This window comes from Streptomyces melanosporofaciens, from assembly GCF_900105695.1.
Taxonomy (GTDB): Bacteria; Actinomycetota; Actinomycetes; order Streptomycetales; family Streptomycetaceae; genus Streptomyces; species Streptomyces antimycoticus.
This window is the reverse complement of the sequence record NZ_FNST01000002.1, coordinates 6,285,272-6,302,908: the sequence shown is the minus strand read 5'-3', so window position 1 is coordinate 6,302,908 and position 17,637 is coordinate 6,285,272. Positions and strand designations below refer to the sequence as shown.

Genomic DNA, 17,637 nt, shown 5'->3' with positions numbered 1-17,637 from the left:
GGGATGGGGCCAGGACCACTGTTCGGTGAGCGCCGAAGTGATCCGGCCCTACGGTCGGTGATATGAGCGACAAGAGCGACGCCCCGGCGCCAGAGCGCCACACCGCCTTCCGCCGGCTCCACCACGGCGAGCGGCCGCTGCTGCTGCCCAACGCCTGGGACCACGCCTCCGCCGCCGCCCTGGTCCGGCGCGGCTTCCCGGCCATCGGCACCACCAGCCTCGGCGTGGCGGCGGCGGCCGGGCTGCCGGACGCGACGGGCGCCGCCCGCGACGAGACCCTCGCCCTCGGCCGCGGCATCGCCCGGCTCCCTGCGCTGGTGAGCGTCGACATCGAGGGCGGGTTCAGCGAGCGGCCCGAGGAGGTCGCGGCGCTCGCGGCCGAGCTGGACCGGGCCGGGGTGGTCGGCGTGAACATCGAGGACGGCCGCCCGGACGGCACCCTCGCGCCCCTGGCCCGGCAGTGCGCGGTGCTCGCGGCCGTCAAGGAGCGGGTGCCCCGGCTGTTCGTGAACGCGCGGACCGACACCCACTGGCTCGCCGCGATCGGTGGTGACACCCCGCCCTCGCTGTCCGCCGCCGCCGAACGCATCGAGGCGTATCTGCGGGCAGGCGCGGACGGGATCTTCGTGCCCGCGCTCACCGATGAACACGAAATCGGCGCCCTGGCCGACGACCTCGGCGAAACCCCGCTGAACATCCTCTTCACCCCCGGCCGCCACACCTATGAGCGCCTCGCGGAGCTCGGGGTGCGGCGGATCAGCTGCGGTTCGCTGCTCTTCCGGGCCGCCCTGGACCGCGCCGTCGAGCTGGCCTGGACGATCGCCCACCCCGACGCGCCTGCCCCGGCCCATCAGGCCGCCGACCTGCCCTCCTACGCCGAGGCGCAGTCACTGGCCGAGGACTTCACCGAGGACGTCGCCGAGGGCATCCCGACATAGCTGCAAGGCGCACAATTTCGGCCAACTAACATTGCTGCGAATTCCCCGTAGCGATGAAGTGGAGCAGTCATGGGCCTCGGCGTGCGCTGGACCCTGCACGGCGATGGGCGCACCCCCGCCCCGGGCGCCGTCGTCAAGCCGGACGAGCGGCTGTCATGGCCGAGGACGGCGGGGCTCGGCGCACAGCATGTCGTGGCCATGTTCGGGGCCAGCTTTGTGGCCCCGGTGCTGATGGGGCTCGACCCCAACCTCGCGATCATGATGTCCGGCGTCGCGACCATCCTCTTCCTGCTGGCGACCCGCGGCCGGATCCCCAGCTATCTGGGGTGCAGCCTGTCCTTCGTCGGCGTGGCCGCCGCGATCAGGGCGCAGGGCGGCGGCAGCGCCGCCGTCACCGGGGCGATCCTGGTGGTCGGCGGGGTGCTGCTGCTGAGCGGTCTGGCGGTACGGAAATTCGGCGCCCGGATCATCCACGCGGCGATGCCGCCGGTGGTGACCGGCGCGGTGGTCATGCTGATCGGGTTCAATCTCGCACCGGTGACCGCCGGTACGTACTGGCCCGCCGATCAGTGGACCGCGCTGCTGACGATGCTGGTCACCGGGGCGGCGGTGGTCTGTCTGCGGGGCTTCTGGTCGCGTATCGCGATCTTCCTGGGACTGGTCTTCGGCTATGCGGTCTCCTGGGTCCTCGACCGCCTCTTCGGCAGGATCCACTCGATCGACGGCAGCGGACGGGTCACCGACCACTGGCGGCTGGATCTGTCCGGTGTGGCCAAGGCGGACTGGATCGGTCTGCCCTCGCTGCACGCGCCCAGCTTCCACTGGTCGGCGGTGCTGGTGGCGCTGCCGGTCGTGATCGCGCTGATCGCCGAGAACGCCGGGCACGTGAAGGCGGTCGGCGAGATGATCGGCGATCCGCTCGACGACCAGCTGGGCACGGCGATCGCCGCGGACGGCGCGGCGACCATGATCTCCACATCGGTCGGCGGCCCGGCCAATACGACGTACTCCGAGAACATCGGGGTCATGGCGGCCACCCGGGTCTACTCCACCGCCGCGTACTGGGCGGCCGCGGGCTTCGCGCTGCTCTTCGGGCTCTGCCCCAAGTTCGGCGCGGTGGTGGCGGCGGTGCCGGGCGGGGTGCTGGGCGGGATCACCGTCATCCTCTACGGCATGATCGGGCTGCTCGGTGCGCAGATCTGGGTGCACAACAAGGTGGACCTGCGCAATCCGCTCAATCTGGTGCCGGTCGCGGCGGGCGTCATCATCGGCGTCGGTGGCGTCAGCCTGAAGGTCGGCCAGAACTTCGAGCTGGGCGGGATCGCCCTCGGCACGATCGTGGTACTGCTCGGCTACCACGTGCTGCGCGCCCTGGCCCCGGCCCATCTCAAGCCACAGGAGCCCCTGCTGGACGCGGGCACCAGCGGATACGACGACGACCGGCCGGCCTGACCGCCGGAGCACCTATCCCCGCGGGGCGAGGTCCTGTCCTCCCCGCGGGGCGAGGTCCTGCAGGCCCAGCACCCGGAGCAGTTCGAGCCGCTCGGCGGACTCGCTGCCGGGGCGGGCGGTGTGGACGATCAGCCGCTGGGCGTGTTCCGAGCTCAGCAGGACCTCGCAGTCCAGCTCCATCGTGCCCACCACCGGGTGGACGAACCGCTTGACCGAGGAGTGCCGTACGGCCACCTCATGGGCCTCCCACAGCGCCGCGAACTCCGGGCTCACCGACAGCAGTTCGGCCACCAGGGTCGCCGGGCCCGGATCGTCGGGTCGGGCCGCGAGCACGGCGCGGAGGTTGGCCACATGCAGCCGGGCGTGCTCCTCGATCTCCTCGCTCGGGAAGATCCCGGGGACGCCGGAGTCGTCGCCGGGCCGGGTGAAGAAGCTCCGGACGATATTGCGGTCGCCGGGCGGCCGCGCCGTGATGTCGCCGACCAGCGCCGCCGCCATCGCGTTCTGCGCCAGCACCTCGCCCCAGTCGGTGATCACCTGGGCCGGGGTGTCGAACAGCCGGTCCAGCACCCTGAGCAGACCGGGCCGCACATGCCCCGAGGTGCTGCGGTCGCGCGGCGGCTCCTCCCCCACCAGATGGAAGAGATAGTCGCGCTCGTCGTCGGTGAGCCGCAGCGCCCGGGCCAGCGCGGTCAGCATCTGGCGGGACGGGCGCGGGCCGCGGGCCTGCTCCAGCCGGGTGTAGTAGTCCGGTGACATGCCCGCGAGCTGGGCCACCTCCTCCCGGCGCAGTCCGGGCGTACGGCGCCGGGGGCCGGGCGTCAGCCCCACCTCGGCGGGGCCGAGGCGGGCGCGGCAGCGGCGCAGGAAGTCGGCGAGCTCCGATCGATGCACGCTCCCATGGTCGCCGCGCCCGCGCCGGGTATCCAGGGTCTGCCGATCCCTGGATGGGCAGGTCTCTCCCGGCCCCGCCGAGGCCGTCGCAGGCTGTGGCCGAGCGATCGAGACGAAAGGCGGATGCTGATGCCCTTGATTCTGGTGACGGGTGCGACCGGCCAGGTGGGACGGCGGTTCACCAAGCGGCTGCTGGAGCGGCCCGCGGCCGGTACCGAGGTACGGCTGCTGGTGCGCGACGAGGAGCGCGGTGCGCCGTTCGCGGCCCAGGGCGCGCAGCTCACGGTGGGCGATCTGCGCGAGGAGAAGGATCTGCGGAGGGCCATGGAGGGGGTGCATGCGGTCGTCAACATCGCGGCAGCCTTCCGCGGGGTGCCGGACGAGGAGGCGTGGGCGGTCAACCGGGACGCGGCCGTCGCCCTCGGGCGGGCCGCGGTGGAGGCCGGGACGAGCCGGTTCCTCCAGGTCAGCACCAATCTGGTGTACGGCGCCTCGCGCGGCCGGCCGTTCACGGAGGACGACGAGAGCGTGCCCGGCGGTCTGCTCTGGCGCGCCTACCCCGCCTCGAAGGCGGAGGCGGAGCGGGAGCTGCTGGCGCTGCACCGCGAGCACGGCCTGGATCTGCGGATCGGCAGCCTGGCCTTCGTGTACGGGGACGGCGATCCGCATATGGCGAACTTTCTGCCGCACTCGCGCAACTGGGCCGGGAGCCAGCGGCTCGCCATGGTCCACCACGCCGACGCGACATCGGCGCTGCTGCGGCTGCTGCGCGCCCCGGGCGGCACGGCCGGCGGCTCGGTGTCGGGCCGCAAGTACAACATCGTCGACGACGCCCCGGCGACCGTCGTCGAAATCCACCAGCTCATGGGCGCGCCGCTGCCCGAGGGCATGACCGAGCGGACGAACGACGACCCCTGGTCCGGGATCACCTCCAACCTCCGGCTCCGGGATGAGCTGGGCTGGCGGCCGCTGTATCCCTCGATCTGGACCGCCCGCGACGCCGGGGTGCTGTGATACGGCGGTTGACGGGACGTTAGGCCGTCCAGGGGAAGCGGCGGCGTATGGCGGGCCCGCACCCCTCCGGCCTGCCACCCTGGCGTCCATGACGATGCCCACGCACGCGCGGCTCGCCCCGCGCACCGTGCAGAGCGTCGTGGCGCGCATGAGCGCGCTCGGCGCGGCGCTGCCGCCCAGGGACGGGGTGGCGGTCTTCAACGGGGTGTATCTCTCGGTCACCGAGGAGGTCGGCCGCCGGCTCAGGGACGGGTACTTCCACGACCCGTCCGCCACCCAGGAGCTGGACGTGCGGTTCGCCGAGCGCTATCTGGCGGCGGTCGACGCGGTGACCACGGGCGGGCGGCCGCCCGCCTGCTGGCGGCCGCTGTTCCAGCTCCGGCGCCATCCGGGAGTGCGCCCGGTGCAGTTCGCACTCGCCGGGATCAACGCCCATATCGGCCATGACCTGGCGCTCGCGCTGCTGGACACCTGCCGGGCCCGGGACCTCGAACCGGACGCCCTGGAGGGCGACTTCGACCGGATCGGCGCGCTGCTCACGGGGATGGAGGAGCGGATCCGGGAGGAGCTCATGCCCGGCCCCGACCTGCTGGACGTGGCCGATCCGCTCACCCATCTCGTGGGCTCCTGGAGCCTGGAGAAGGCGCGGGACGCCGCATGGGCGGCGTTCCGCGCGCTGTGGGGGCTGCGCGGGGTGCCGGACCTGGCGGAGGAGTTCGCGGAGCGCGTGGATGCGACCGTGGGTCTGGTCGGGCGCTTTCTGCTCACCCCTCTGCCATCGGCGCAACGGCCCGCCGGCGACGCCACGGCCCGCCCTTGACGTAGCGGCCCGCCGTCGCGGCGTAATGGCCCTGGGACCGGCTCAGTCCTCGGGGAGCTCGACGGGCGCGATCTCGTCGTACAGATCGCCCGGCCCGGGGTTCTTCGGGTCGGTGGCGCCGCCGAAGCGGTGCATCACGCCCCACACGGCGTTGAGCGCGGTCTGGATGGCGCCCTCGGCCCAGCCCGCCGTCCAGGAGATGTCGTCGCCCGCGAGGAAGATGCCGCGCTTGTCGGCGGGCAGCCGGTCCTGCATGAAGTGGGTGAACAGCCGGCGCTGGTAGCGGTAGTGGCCGGGCAGATTGGCCTTGAACGCGCCCATGAAGTAGGGCTCGTTCTCCCAGGACACGGTGACCGGGCTGCCGATGATGTGCTTGCGGATGTCGACGTGCGGATAGATCTCCGAGAGCGACTTGAGCATGACCTCCATCCGCTCGTTCGCCGACAGCGGCAGCCACTTGAGGCTGTCGTCGCACCAGGTGTAGGAGAGGCAGATGACGGCGGGCCGGTCCGGGCCGTCGTCCAGCAGGTAGGTACCGCGGGTCATCCGGTCGGTGAGCGTCATGCTCATCGTGTCCCGACCGGTGATCTCGTCCTTGTCCAGCCAGAACGGCCGGTCCACCGGCACGAAGAGCTTGCTGGACTCCATGTAGTGGGTGCGCTCGATGGCCGTCCAGTGGTCGATCGGGAAGAGCGAGTCATCGCAGTCGATCTTGGAGAGCAGCATCCAGGACTGCGCGGTGAAGACCACCGCCCGGTACGAGCGGATGTCACCGCTCGCGTCCGTCACCACGACGCGGTCGCCCGCTGCCCGGTGCAGCCGGGTCACGGCCGGGCGGGGCACACCGCCGTGCAGCGAGGACAGCGAGGTGCCCTGGGGCCAGTGGACGATCTTCTCGGGCTCGCGCTCCCACAGCCGCAGCGGAAGCTGCTGGCTGCCACCGACGATGCCGCGGTGGTGGTCGTCGGCCTCGGTGTAGACGACCCGCAGGATCTCCAGGATGGAGTTGGGGAAGTCGGTGTCCCAGCCACCGGTGCCGAAGCCGACCTGGCCGAAGATCTCGCGGTGACGGAAGGAGGTGAAGGCCGCGGAGTCGCACAGGAAGCCGTAGAAGGTCTGGTTGTCCAGCTTCTCGACCAGCCGCGACCAGATCTCCCGGATGCGGGGGACGTTCCGCTCGCGGATGGCGCGGTTCATGTCGGAGAAGTCCGCGCCCTCCTCCAGGCAGGCGTTCCAGGCGTCGGCCACCTCGCGGTAGACCGGCGGCAGATCGTCGATGGTGCGGGCGTAATGGGACTCGCCCTTGAGGTCGACGACGGTCGAGGGGGTGTCGGGGGCCAGCGGGTTGGGGAACGGCCGGGTCTTCAGGCCCACCAGGTCGATGTAGTGCTGGAGGGCGGTGGAGGACGGCGGGAAGCGCATCGCGCCCATCTCGGCCGTCAGCGCGTCGTCACAGCCGTCGAAGCCGACGGTGCGCAGCCGGCCGCCGATCCGGTCGGCCTCGTGGACCACGGGCCGCAGGCCCATCTTCATCAGCTCGTACGCGGTGACGAGGCCGGAGAGACCGCCGCCGATGACCGCGACCTCGTTGCCGTGCTCGGTCGCGGGTATCTGGCCCAGGCCCGCCGGGTGGGCGAGGAAGTCGTCGTAGGCGTAGGGGAAGTCCGGGCCGAACATGGTCATGGGCGGAAGGGCCTGATGGGCCTGCGTTTCCTGCTCGTCATGGACGGCGGTGGGCACCGTGGACGTCATGGGGTACGGATTCCTTGCTGGTTGGTGCTCAACGGGGTGTTTCGGGGCGGCGGGGTCCGGACGGATCGGCCGAGGACTGATCAGCCGAGGGAGGAGTACAGACCGGGGCGGCGGTCGCGCAGATACGGGTTGATCCGGCGCGAGGTGGTCAGCAGCTTGGGGGCGACATCGCCGAGGAGGAGTTCCTCACCGCGGCCGGCGCGCAGACAGGTGGCGCCGTCGGGCCCGGCCAGACAGCTCAGGCCCACGAAGTCGAACTCGCCCTCGACACCGCTGCGGTTGACGTACGCGATGTACATCTGGCTCTCGAAGGCCCGCACCGGAATCACGGATTCGGCGACGAACTCGAAGGGGTGCATCTGCGCGGTGGGCACCAGCAGCAGATCCGTCCCGGCGAGGGCGTGGGCCCGTACGTTCTCCGGGAACTCCACGTCGTAGCAGATCAGGATGCCGACGGTCAGCTCGCCGATGGTGGCCTGGACGACGGGGGTCTCGCCGGGGGTGAACGACGCCCGCTCGAAGCAGCCGTAGAGATGGGACTTGCGGTAGTTGGCCAGTTCGGCGCCGTCCGCGCCCACGAGCCGTGCGGAGTTGTACACGGCGCCCGCATGGCTCTCGGGGTAGCCGTAGAGGATGGCGAGACCGTGTGTCGCGGCGATCTCGGCCACGGCCCGGCCGCTCGGCCCGTCGGCGGGCTCGGCCAGCTCCCGTACGCCGCGGCCGCCAATCGCGTATCCCGTGAGGAACATCTCCGCGGTGACCAGCAGCCCGGCCCCGTCGGCGGCGGCGCCGGCGGCGGCCTCGTCGAGGACCTTGAGGTTCCCGGCGGGATCGCCGGGGTGACCGGAGTTCTGGAGCAGAGCGGTGCGCAGCGGCGACATGGCAGACCTTGAGAGGAGGAGTACGGGTATAAAAACAGTACGTTGCCTCCGGATCGCCCAACAAGACGGCTTCGTTGCGTCCGGCGTCGATTCATGACGCATGGGGATCGGTCCACGTCGATTCATTGCACGCGCTGGACCCGGGCGTGTGCGGGGCCGGGGCACGTACGGGGGCCATGCCTGGGCGGGGGCTGCTCGGACGAGCCCCGAAGGGGCGCGGGGCGGTGTCGATGTGCGGCTCCGCCGCGTGGGCGCGCCCGGCCACAACGCCGCCGCGGACGCTCACCGGCAGGTCGGGGCACCCCCGTCGATCAGGGCGCACCCGGCGGAGCGCTTATGTGGGCGCGCCCGAGCTGAACCGCCGCAGCAGGGGCGACAGCACCAGCACGGACTTGGTGCGCTCCACGAACGCCTCCCCCGCGATCCGCTCCAGCACCCGCTCGAAGTGGCGCATATCGGAGGCGAAGACCTGGACGACGGCGTCCGCGTCGCCGGTGACGGTCGACGCGGACACCACCTCGGGATAGCGCGACAGGCCCCGGCGGATGGCCTCCGGCGAGGTGTTGTGGCGGCAGTAGAGCTCGATGAAACCCTCGGTCTCCCAGCCCAGCGCCACCGGGTCGACCCGCACCGTGAAGCCGGTGATGGCTCCCTCCGCGCGCAGCCGGTCCACCCGCCGTTTGACGGCGGGCGCGGACAGTCCTACCAGCTCGCCGATGTCGGCGTAGGAGCGGCGGGCGTCCTCGGCGAGGGCGTGGACGATGCGTTCGTCGAGATCATTCAGTCGCACTGGGGGGCAATCACTTCTCTGCTGTGGCCAGTCGGGATCGGCGCAAGCCGTATGCGAAGTACAACACAAGGCCGACGGCCATCCAGCAGCCGAACACCACCCAGGTCACGAACTGCAGGCTGCCCATCATCCACAGACACAGCGCGAAGCCGATCACCGGGAAGAGCGGGGACAGCGGCACCCGGAAAGTACGGGTCATCTCGGGCCGGGTCCGGCGCAGCACGATCACGGCGATGTTGACCAGCGCGAAGGCGAAGAGGGTGCCGATGCTGGTGGCGTCGGCGAGCTGGCCGAGCGGGATCGCGGCGGCCAGGACCCCGCAGAAGAGCGAGACGATCACGGTGTTGGCGCGGGGCACCCCGGTCCTGGCGTGGACGGTGGAGAAGACCTTGGGCACCAGCCCGTCCCGGGACATCGCGAAGAGGATGCGGGTCTGGCCGTAGAGCACGGTCAGCACCACGGAGGCGATCGCGACGACCGCTCCGGCGGCCAGCAGCACGGCCCAGGCGTCCTGTCCGGTGACATCCTTCATGATCGAGGCGAGCGCGGCCTCGGAACCCGAGAACTTCTTCCACGGCAGGGCGCCCACCGCCACGGCGGCGACCAGGCAGTACAGCGCGGTGACGATGATCAGCGAGAGCATGATCGCGCGGGGCAGGTCGCGCTGGGGGTTCTTGGCCTCCTCACCGGCCGTGGAGGCGGCGTCGAAGCCGATGTAGGAGAAGAAGAGGGTGGCACCGGCGGCGCTGACACCCGCCATGCCCAGCGGCATGAACGGGGTGTAGTTGCCCGCCCGGATGCCGGTGAAGGCGACGGCACAGAAGAGGATCAGCGCCGCGATCTTCACCGCCACCATGACCGCGTTGGCGCGGGCGCTCTCCTTGGCGCCGCCCAGCAGGAACGCCATGGCCAGCAGCACCACGAGCAGGGCGGGCAGGTTGAAGATCCCGCCGTCCCCGGGCGGGGCGGCCAGGGCGTCGGGGATGGTGACGCCGAGGGTGCCGTCGAGCAGTTCGTTCAGGTACTCGCCCCAGCCGACGGCGACGGCCGCCACCGAGACGCCGTACTCCAGGATCAGACACCAGCCGCAGATCCAGGCGATCAGCTCGCCCATCGTGGCGTAGGCGTAGGAGTACGAGGAGCCGGAGACGGGGATGGTGCCCGCCAGCTCGGCGTAGGACAGCGCGGAGAACAGCGCGGTGAGCCCGGCGATGACGAACGACACGATGACCGCGGGACCGGCGTCCGGTACGGCCTCGCCGAGCACCACGAAGATGCCGGTGCCCAGGGTGGCCCCGATGCTGATCATGGTGAGCTGCCACATGCCCATCGAGCGCCGCAGACTGCCGCCCTCGCCCTGGCCGCCCTCGGCGACCAGCCGCTCCACGGGCTTGCGCCGCATCAGCCGGGCGCCCAGTCCGCCGACCGGAGGGTCTGGTTCCGGTTGATGGGTGGCGGGCGGTGCTGCGCCGTGCTCCAACACAGGGGTGGCTCCTTAATCGCTGCCATCTGGTGGTGGCGACCGACTGCGGACATACGGGTGCCCGAAGAGCAAACCCGCAGGTGGGAATCGCCGAGCAGTCGGTCCCCGCCACTCCACGTCAGCGCAAGACCCTATGAGCCGTCCGCCGACGGCCGTAATGCACCATGGTTGCGCATACCCGTGGCAACGTTGCGCGCGGGGGCGCGCGGCGGGGAATCGTTGCGAGACACTGCGCGAGTCAGCGCTCGTTTCACCCGAATGCCGCGATACTGCACCATTTTAGCGGTCGTTGGTGGGGACGTGACCACTGACAGCCTGCAACCACCCGATCACTCCCGCCTCAGTGCCGAACCCGTGTTCCGGCCCCGAGACCAGGGGGGTGACAGCGAGCGCTACCCGCTCGAATACTGCGCGAGAGTCTGGGAGGACTTCATCCGGGCGCTGGGCCGGATCGAGGCGGACTTCCTCCAGCGGTCCGATACGCCGGAACCGGGCGTCAAGGCATGACGTACACCGAGCCGAGGCCGGGCGGCTACGGGCCCCCACCCACCGGCCACCGGCACGCCCCCGCGCCCCCTCCCGGGGAGCGGTACGAGGCGGCAGCCGATTATGAGATGAATCCTTTCCCCCTGCCCGACCCGGAGACCATCGAGGGCCGCTGGGACCTGGAGGGGGACCTGGCCCGGCTGCTGCAGACGACCTCCCCCGAGGAGTCGGTGCACACCACCGGCCCCATCGGACCGGTGGCCCCCCTCCACGCCCCCTCCCCCACGCATGTGCGGGGGCGCGGCAAGCGCCGCAGGGTCCGTTTCCGGCTGCCGACGCTGCCGTGGCTGCATGTGATCAGCCTGATCTTCGCGGCGGTCACCACGGTCATCGTCGCCATGCTGAGCGTGCTCGGCGGAATGATCTCCTACCGCCCGCTGCGCTATCTGGCCTCCCCGAGCACCTCGGAGTCCATGGCGGCGTGGTGGCCCCTGCTGGTCTACGGACCCTGGCTGGTCGCCTCGCTGTCGGTGCTGCGGGCCGCCCTCCACCGCCGGGGCGCGGCGCACTCATGGGCCGTGGTGGTGCTCTTCTCCACCATCGCGGTGTTCCTGTGCGTCGCACACGCCCCGAGGAACGCGCCCAGCATGGCCGTGGCCGGTCTTCCCCCGGTCGCCGCGCTGGTCTCGTTCCACCAGCTGGTCCGGCAGATCACCCTCACCAGCCCGCCGCGCCACGCGCTGCCCCGCACCCGGGGTGAGCGCGGAGTGCCGAGGTGAGACCCCACCACGACACACCACCACAGCCCCACTCACCCCGAGCCGAGTGGGGCTGTGGTGTTGGGGGCTCGAATCGCCTCGGGGCGAGCCGAACTCCTGGACCTCAGTCCCAGCTTGCGTGGAGCGGCTTGCCCTCCGCGTAGCCCGCGGCGCTCTGCACGCCCACCACGGCCCGCTCGTGGAACTCCTCCAGCGACCCGGCGCCCGCGTAGGTGCAGGAGCTGCGCACGCCCGCGATGATCGAGTCGATCAGGTCCTCGACTCCCGGTCGGGCCGGGTCCAGGAACATCCGCGAGGTGGAGATGCCCTCCTCGAACAGCCCCTTGCGAGCCCGCTCGTAGGCCGACTCGTCGCTGGTGCGGTTGCGCACCGCGCGTGCCGACGCCATGCCGAAGCTCTCCTTGTACGGCCGGCCGTCGGCGGTGTGCTGGAGGTCGCCGGGCGACTCGTACGTCCCCGCGAACCAGGAGCCGACCATCACGTTGGACGCCCCGGCCGCGAGCGCCATGGCGACGTCGCGGGGGTGCCGGATGCCACCGTCCGCCCAGATGTGCTTGCCGAACTTCCGCGCCTCGGCGGCGCATTCCAGCACCGCGGAGAACTGCGGGCGGCCCACACCGGTCATCATGCGGGTGGTGCACATGGCGCCCGGCCCGACGCCGACCTTGATGATGTCGGCACCGGCCTCGATGAGGTCGCGCACGCCCTCGGCGGCGACCACGTTGCCCGCCACCACCGGCACCCGCGGGCCCAGGCCCCGGACCACCTTGAGCGTGCTGATCATCGACTCCTGGTGGCCGTGGGCGGTGTCCACGACGAGGGCGTCCACCCCGGCGTCCAGGAGCGCCTTCGTACGGCCCTCCACGTCGCCGTTGACCCCGACGGCGGCCGCGATCCGCAGCCGGCCGCCCGCGTCCACCGCGGGCTTGTAGAGCGTCGCGCGCAGCGCGCCCTTGCGGGTCAGGATGCCCGCCAGCTTCCCGTCCGCGTCGACGGCGGGGGCCAGCTTGCGGTGGGCGGCGTCGAGGCGGTTGAACGCCTCCTGGGGGTCGATGTCGGCGTCGAGCACCATCAGCTCGCGCGACATCACCTCGGACAGCTGGGTGAAGCGGTCCACCCCGGTCAGGTCGGACTCGGTCACCACGCCCACCGGACGCCCGTCCTCGACCACCACGCCCGCGCCGTGTGCCCGCTTGGGCAGCAGCGACAGCGCGTCGGCGACGGTGCCGGTCGGGGCGAGGACGATCGGGGTGTCCAGCACCAGATCGCGGCTCTTGACCCAGCGGATCACGTCGGTGACGACGTCGATCGGGATGTCCTGCGGAATGACGACGAGGCCACCACGACGGGCGACCGTCTCGGCCATGCGGCGGCCGGCGATCGCGGTCATGTTGGCGACGACGAGCGGAATGGTGGTGCCGGTGCCGTCGGGTGCGGCCAGGTCCACCCCCTGGCGGGAGCCGACCGCGGAGCGGCTCGGCACCATGAACACATCGTCGTACGTGAGGTCGTAGGGAACCGGGGAAGATCCCACGTGGCGCCCCGTACCGGGCTCGAGGAAACGCATGAGTCTCACATTTTCACGCGAAACGACGCAGGTCACTCCCATAGCGGCACAACAAAACACCCCCGCATTCGTAGAATCCTCCAAAGAGGCGCTGCGGGGGCGGCTCCGGTGCCGACAGGCAACCTGCCTTACATCGAAACGCTACCCGAGCGCCCGCCCCAGGGCGAGTGACCCCAGCGGCGGAGCACCGCCGGGCGCGCCCGCGAGCGGTCGGGGGCCGGCCAGGAGCCCTTGCCCGCGGCGGCCGGCCCGCTACACGCCGTCCGGGTCGGCGCGGTCCAGGGCGGGGTGGGCGGCGGGGGTGGTTTCGGCGAGCAGGTAGTCCGCGGCGGCGGTGTCCGTCACCAGGCTGGTGACCAGGCCGGACCTCAGCACCGCCCCGATCGCCTCGGCCTTGCGGCGGCCGCCCGCGATGGCCACCACCTCGGGGATCCGGCGCAGTCGGTCGGCCTCCACGGTGATGCAGCGCTCGCCCAGGTCGCGGCCGATGCGGCGGCCCTCGGCGTCGAAGAGGTGGGCCGACATCTCGGCGGCGGCGCCCAGGCTCTCGTAGTGGGCCCGCTCCTTCTCCGTCAGCATGTCGTAGACCGTGGAGATCCCGGCCTCCCAGGAGCCGATGGAGACGCAGGCCACGGTGACCTTGTCGAAGTACTCGAAGGCGCGGGCGATACCGGTCTGGCCGCGCAGGGCGTCCGCGGTGGCCGTGTCCGGCAGCAGCATCGGCGCGTAGATGGGGTGCGCCTCACCGCCCGAGACGGCGGCGGCACGGCGCACCGCCTCGACCGAGCCGCGCTCGGCCGTGCCCGCGTCGTACACGCCGGTGAGCTGGACGACGGTGCACGGGGGCAGCCGGTGCAGCGCGGCCGCCATGTGGATCGTGGACCGCCCCCAGGCCAGCCCCAGCACATCCCCCTCGGTCACCAGCTCGCCCAGCAGGTCCGCGGCGACCTCGCCGAGGTTCTCCGGGTCCGGGGTGTCCGCCTCGGCGTCGGCCGGCGACTCCACGACGACCGCGTGGCGCAGCCCGTAGCGGGCGCGCAGGGCGTCGGAGCGCTCCGCGTCGAGTTCGGCGGGAACCCTGATTTCGATGCGCACCAGATCGCGCTCGAGCGCCGTCTCCAGCACCCGCGCTACCTTGAAGCGGCTGACGCCGAACTCCTCGGCGATCTGGATCTTGGACTTGCCCTCGAGGTAGAAGCGGCGCGCCATGGCCGCCGCCTGCACCAGCTCGGCGGGTCCCATCCGCGTGGCTGAACGGCCCGTCGACACCGCGGTCTCCTCACTATTCACTGTCCGGACTCACCGTTCATCCTGTCAGAAACGGCGGAGTTGGTTCGCCCTTCACCCTTGAGTTCACCGACCGGTAGCTACGTCGCCTCATGTTCCGGGGGTGCCGGTTGCCTTCTCGGCGAGCTGACGCAGTGCCTGTACGGCCTTGGCCGGGTCGTCGGCGCCGTAGACGGCCGAGCCCGCCACGAACACATCGGCGCCCGCCTCGGCGCACCGCTCGATGGTGGCGGCCGAGACCCCGCCGTCCACCTGGAGCCACATCTGAAGCCCATGCTTGTCGATGAGCTGCCGGGTGCGGCGGATCTTCGGCAGCATGATGTCCAGGAACGCCTGGCCGCCGAAGCCCGGTTCCACGGTCATCACCAGCAGCATGTCCAGCTCGGGCAGCAGATCCTCGTACGGCTCGATGGGGGTGGCCGGCTTGAGCGCCATCGAGGCCCGCGCACCCTTGGCCCGGATCTCCCGCGCCAGCCGCACCGGCGCGGCCGCGGCCTCCACATGGAAGGTGACGGAACCGGCGCCCGCCTCGATGTACTGCGGCGCCCAGCGGTCCGGGTCGTCGATCATGAGATGGCAGTCCAGCGGGGTTTCCGTGGCCTTGCCCAGCGACTCGACCACCGGAACCCCGAGGGTGAGGTTGGGGACGAAGTGGTTGTCCATGACGTCGACGTGGAGCCAGTCGGCACCCTCGACCGCCTTCGCCTCATCCGCGAGACGGGAGAAGTCCGCGGACAGGATGCTGGGGTTGATCTGCAAGGCCATGCCACCAAGCCTCCCACGGTCCGTGCCGCTCCATGGAGCCGGGATCATCACAACGGCCCGCACCGCCGTGATCACTCGGGTATCCGCTCCGATCGACGCACGGCGCCGGAGCCAGGACCATGAAGAAGTCGAAGGAAACCCCTAGACCTCACGTGCACACAGGCAACCCACCATGACGAGAGACCGAATACCCCGGCGTCCCCGCACCGCGGTGTGCGCGGCGCTCACAGCGGCCGTCGTCGTATCGCCGGTCGCCGGAGCCGGAGCCGGGGCCGGACCCGCCTCCGCCGCGGCCGCGGCACCGCGCCCGGTCTGCGTCTCGCACCAGTCCGGGCTGGCCGGCAAGCTGTCCAAGGACATCGCCAAGGCGCTGCGCGGCCGGTCCGGCAGCATCGCGATCAGCCTCCGCGACCACGCCACCCACACCCGCTGCACCCTGCGCGCGAACCAGCGGTTCGACTCCGCGAGCGTGGTGAAGGCGACGGTCCTGGGGACGCTGCTGTGGGACGCGCAGCGCCACCACCGGCCGCTGACCAAGGGCGAGAAGACCCTCGCCAAGGCCATGATCACCAAGTCGGACAACGCCTCGACCAGCAAGCTGTGGAAGAAGCTCAAGACCTCCCGGGTCAAGGCGTTCCTGCGGGCGGCGGGCATGGACGCCACCGTGCCCGGCAAGAACGGCTACTGGGGCCTCACCCGGATCACCGCGAACGACCAGGAGCGGCTCCTGGACCTGATCACCCACCCGAACACGGTGCTGAGCGACGCCTCCCGCCGCTACATCCTCTCGCTCATGGGCAAGGTCATCCGCGAACAGCGCTGGGGCACCCCGGCCGGTGCCCCGGGCGGGGTGCGGATCCAGGTGAAGAACGGCTGGCTGGAGCGGTCCACGCACGGCTGGCGGGTGCACAGCATCGGCGCCTTCACCGGCGGCGGCCACGACTACACCCTCACCGTGCTCACCCAGGACAACCGCACCATGAAGGCGGGCGTGGCCACCATCGAGGCGGTGGCGCGCGCGGTGCACAAGGACCTCAACCCCGCCGCCCACGCGGCCACCGTCTACGCCCCGACCGACCGGCCGCAGGAAGCGCTTCCGGCGGTCCCGAAAGACTGACGCGCCGCTCGCCGCGGCCGTGCGATGCCTTGGAGCCGCACACTCGGGAAGCCGCGAGAAGAACGGGCGCGGTCAGCCGGTCCGGCGCGAACGGGCGCGGTCAGCCGGTGCGGCGCAGCAGGGCCAGATACATGGCGTCCGTACCGTGCCGGTGCGGCCAGAGCTGGATGTCCGGGCCGTCGCCCAGCTCCGGCACCCCCGGCAGCAGCGGACGGGCGTCGATCCACTCCGCGGCGACGGCCGGGCCGCCACGCCCCTTCAGGACGTCCTCGACCACGGCCCTGGTCTCGGCCGGATGCGGGGAACAGGTCGCATAGCCGACCACGCCGCCGATCCGCGCCGAGGCCAGGGCCTCCCGCAGCAGCCCGCGCTGCAGCGGGGCGAAGCCGTCGAGGTCCTCGGGGCGGCGCCGCCAGCGCGCCTCGGGGCGGCGGCGCAGCGCACCGAGCCCGGTGCACGGCACATCCACCAGCACCCGGTCGAAGGAGCCCGGCCGCCACGGCGGGCGGGTGCCGTCCGCGGCGATCACCTGGTACGGGCCCGGGTTGCCCGCCAGGGCCCTGGCCACCAGCCGGGCCCGGTGCGGCTGCTTCTCGGCGGCCAGCAGCGCGGCGCCGCGCTCCGCGGCGAGCGCGGCGAGCAGCGCGGCCTTGCCGCCGGGACCCGCGCACCCGTCCAGCCAGCGCCGGTCCTCCCCCTCCAGCGGCGCGTTCGCCAGCGCGAGGGCCACGAGCTGGCTGCCCTCGTCCTGCACCCCGGCACGCCCCTCGCGCACCGCCTCCAGCGCCCCGGGCTCCCCGCCCTCGGTGAGCTTCACCGCGTACGGGGACCAGCGGCCCGGCACCGCGGACCCCTCGCCGACCGCGTCCAGCAACTCCCCGGCCGTGGACCGGCCGGGCCGGGCGACGAGGGTGACCTCGGGCCGCTCGTTGTCCGCGGCCAGCAGCTCCTCGATCCCGGAACTGCCGCCGCCGAGCGCGTCCCACAGCGCGGAGACGACCCAGCGCGGATGCGAGTGGCGGACGCCCAGATGCTCCTCGGGGTCCTCGTCGTAGGGCGGGGCCACCCGCTCCAGCCAGCCGTCGAGGTCATGGGCGGCGATCCTGCGCAGCACGGCGTTGACGAACTTGGCCCGTCCGTCGCCGAGCACCACCCGGGCCAGCTCGACGCTCGCCGAGACGGCGGCGTGGGTGGGGATACGGGTCCCCAGCAGCTGATGGGCGCCGAGGTTCAGCACGTCCAGCACGGGCGGATCCACCTCGCGCAGCGGGCGGTCCACGCATTCGGCGATGATCGCGTCGTAGGTGCCCTGATGGCGCAGGGTGCCGTAGACCAGCTCGGTGGCGAGCGCCGCGTCCCGGGCGTCGAACCGCGGCCCGCCGTCCTCCGCGCTCTCCCGCGCCTTGCGCAGCAGGGGCGGGAGAACGAGGTTGGCGTACGCGTCCCGTTCGTCGACCGCCCGCAGCGCCTCGAAGGCGAGGATCCGCACGGGGTCCTTCTGCGGGCGGCGGTACGGCTTGCCTGGCCGGTTCGGGGCGTGGGAACGGCGACGACGGGGCTGGTCGGTCACGGGAAATGTGCTCCGGGGGACGGATCGGGCTTGAAGGGACCA

General features: G+C 71.8%; 16 protein-coding genes. 7 read left to right on the top strand and 9 right to left on the bottom strand.

Going from position 1 to position 17,637, the window contains the following annotated elements; all coding sequences use genetic code 11:
- Positions 1 to 62: 62 nt before the first annotated feature.
- The gene (locus BLV72_RS30230; RefSeq protein WP_093466201.1) at positions 63 to 938 is read left to right on the top strand and encodes an isocitrate lyase/PEP mutase family protein; all 876 of its coding nucleotides are present in this window, start codon (positions 63 to 65) and stop codon (positions 936 to 938) included.
- Between the two features lie 69 nt (positions 939 to 1,007).
- Positions 1,008 to 2,390 (top strand): uracil-xanthine permease family protein, encoded by a 1,383-nt coding sequence (locus BLV72_RS30225; protein WP_093466200.1) that lies wholly within the window; start codon positions 1,008 to 1,010, stop codon positions 2,388 to 2,390.
- Positions 2,391 to 2,402: 12 nt separating this feature from the next.
- Here the strand turns inward: BLV72_RS30225 and BLV72_RS30220 are convergent, their stop codons facing one another.
- Positions 2,403 to 3,284 (bottom strand): helix-turn-helix transcriptional regulator, encoded by an 882-nt coding sequence (locus BLV72_RS30220; RefSeq protein WP_093466198.1) that lies wholly within the window; start codon positions 3,282 to 3,284, stop codon positions 2,403 to 2,405.
- Between the two features lie 129 nt (positions 3,285 to 3,413).
- On the opposite strand from BLV72_RS30220, the gene BLV72_RS30215 reads away from it, so the two are divergent.
- On the top strand, positions 3,414 to 4,298 hold the full coding sequence (locus BLV72_RS30215; RefSeq protein WP_093470633.1) for an NAD-dependent epimerase/dehydratase family protein: 885 nt from the start codon (positions 3,414 to 3,416) through the stop codon (positions 4,296 to 4,298).
- A gap of 88 nt (positions 4,299 to 4,386) precedes the next feature.
- Positions 4,387 to 5,118: a DUF5995 family protein gene (locus tag BLV72_RS30210; RefSeq protein ID WP_093466197.1), complete on the top strand. Its 732-nt coding sequence runs from the start codon at positions 4,387 to 4,389 to the stop codon at positions 5,116 to 5,118.
- Positions 5,119 to 5,160: 42 nt separating this feature from the next.
- Here the strand turns inward: BLV72_RS30210 and BLV72_RS30205 are convergent, their stop codons facing one another.
- From BLV72_RS30205 to BLV72_RS30190, 4 genes are all read right to left on the bottom strand, one after another.
- Positions 5,161 to 6,870 (bottom strand): flavin monoamine oxidase family protein, encoded by a 1,710-nt coding sequence (locus BLV72_RS30205; RefSeq protein ID WP_093466195.1) that lies wholly within the window; start codon positions 6,868 to 6,870, stop codon positions 5,161 to 5,163.
- A gap of 80 nt (positions 6,871 to 6,950) precedes the next feature.
- Entirely contained in the window at positions 6,951 to 7,751 is an 801-nt protein-coding gene (locus BLV72_RS30200; protein WP_093466194.1) for a carbon-nitrogen hydrolase family protein, read from the bottom strand.
- 334 nt (positions 7,752 to 8,085) lie between these two features.
- A complete protein-coding gene (locus tag BLV72_RS30195) occupies positions 8,086 to 8,541 on the bottom strand; it encodes an Lrp/AsnC family transcriptional regulator (protein WP_093466192.1) in 456 nt (151 codons plus the stop codon).
- Between the two features lie 10 nt (positions 8,542 to 8,551).
- Positions 8,552 to 10,024, bottom strand: coding sequence for an amino acid permease (locus BLV72_RS30190; protein ID WP_093466191.1), 1,473 nt, complete (start codon positions 10,022 to 10,024; stop codon positions 8,552 to 8,554).
- 300 nt (positions 10,025 to 10,324) lie between these two features.
- Here BLV72_RS30190 and BLV72_RS30185 point away from each other — a divergent pair, with 300 nt between their 5' ends.
- Positions 10,325 to 10,531 (top strand): hypothetical protein, encoded by a 207-nt coding sequence (locus BLV72_RS30185; RefSeq protein WP_059145806.1) that lies wholly within the window; start codon positions 10,325 to 10,327, stop codon positions 10,529 to 10,531.
- The gene (locus BLV72_RS30180; RefSeq protein WP_093466189.1) at positions 10,528 to 11,289 is read left to right on the top strand and encodes a DUF2637 domain-containing protein; all 762 of its coding nucleotides are present in this window, start codon (positions 10,528 to 10,530) and stop codon (positions 11,287 to 11,289) included. Before BLV72_RS30185 ends, BLV72_RS30180 begins: the two co-directional genes overlap by 4 nt.
- Before the next feature lie 103 nt (positions 11,290 to 11,392).
- Here the strand turns inward: BLV72_RS30180 and BLV72_RS30175 are convergent, their stop codons facing one another.
- The 3 genes from BLV72_RS30175 to rpe form a co-directional block, all read right to left on the bottom strand.
- Positions 11,393 to 12,856 (bottom strand): GuaB1 family IMP dehydrogenase-related protein, encoded by a 1,464-nt coding sequence (locus BLV72_RS30175; protein WP_093466188.1) that lies wholly within the window; start codon positions 12,854 to 12,856, stop codon positions 11,393 to 11,395.
- Between the two features lie 252 nt (positions 12,857 to 13,108).
- Entirely contained in the window at positions 13,109 to 14,098 is a 990-nt protein-coding gene (locus tag BLV72_RS30170) for a sugar-binding transcriptional regulator (RefSeq protein ID WP_203348700.1), read from the bottom strand.
- Between the two features lie 135 nt (positions 14,099 to 14,233).
- Entirely contained in the window at positions 14,234 to 14,908 is a 675-nt protein-coding gene (gene rpe, locus BLV72_RS30165) for a ribulose-phosphate 3-epimerase (protein WP_059145742.1), read from the bottom strand.
- A 172-nt stretch (positions 14,909 to 15,080) separates the two neighbouring features.
- Here rpe and BLV72_RS30160 point away from each other — a divergent pair, with 172 nt between their 5' ends.
- Positions 15,081 to 16,025 (top strand): serine hydrolase, encoded by a 945-nt coding sequence (locus tag BLV72_RS30160; RefSeq protein WP_093466186.1) that lies wholly within the window; start codon positions 15,081 to 15,083, stop codon positions 16,023 to 16,025.
- A 100-nt stretch (positions 16,026 to 16,125) separates the two neighbouring features.
- On the opposite strand, the gene BLV72_RS30155 is transcribed toward BLV72_RS30160, so the two are convergent.
- Complete coding sequence (locus tag BLV72_RS30155; protein ID WP_093466185.1) at positions 16,126 to 17,595, bottom strand: RsmB/NOP family class I SAM-dependent RNA methyltransferase; 1,470 nt, start codon at positions 17,593 to 17,595, stop codon at positions 16,126 to 16,128.
- Positions 17,596 to 17,637 lie beyond the last annotated feature (42 nt).

Excerpts from the sequence above, each read along its gene's own strand:
- BLV72_RS30160 (WP_093466186.1), top strand. The coding sequence starts at position 15,081 with ATGACGAGAGACCGAATACCCCGGCGTCCCCGCACCGCGGTGTGCGCG.
- BLV72_RS30180 (WP_093466189.1), top strand. The coding sequence starts at position 10,528 with ATGACGTACACCGAGCCGAGGCCGGGCGGCTACGGGCCCCCACCCACC.
- BLV72_RS30210 (WP_093466197.1), top strand. The coding sequence starts at position 4,387 with ATGACGATGCCCACGCACGCGCGGCTCGCCCCGCGCACCGTGCAGAGC.
- BLV72_RS30230 (WP_093466201.1), top strand. The coding sequence starts at position 63 with ATGAGCGACAAGAGCGACGCCCCGGCGCCAGAGCGCCACACCGCCTTC.
- BLV72_RS30215 (WP_093470633.1), top strand. The coding sequence starts at position 3,414 with ATGCCCTTGATTCTGGTGACGGGTGCGACCGGCCAGGTGGGACGGCGG.
- BLV72_RS30200 (WP_093466194.1), bottom strand. The coding sequence starts at position 7,751 with ATGTCGCCGCTGCGCACCGCTCTGCTCCAGAACTCCGGTCACCCCGGC.
- BLV72_RS30225 (WP_093466200.1), top strand. The coding sequence starts at position 1,008 with ATGGGCCTCGGCGTGCGCTGGACCCTGCACGGCGATGGGCGCACCCCC.
- BLV72_RS30205 (WP_093466195.1), bottom strand. The coding sequence starts at position 6,870 with ATGACGTCCACGGTGCCCACCGCCGTCCATGACGAGCAGGAAACGCAG.
- rpe (WP_059145742.1), bottom strand. The coding sequence starts at position 14,908 with ATGGCCTTGCAGATCAACCCCAGCATCCTGTCCGCGGACTTCTCCCGT.
- BLV72_RS30175 (WP_093466188.1), bottom strand. The coding sequence starts at position 12,856 with ATGCGTTTCCTCGAGCCCGGTACGGGGCGCCACGTGGGATCTTCCCCG.
- BLV72_RS30170 (WP_203348700.1), bottom strand. The coding sequence starts at position 14,098 with ATGGGACCCGCCGAGCTGGTGCAGGCGGCGGCCATGGCGCGCCGCTTC.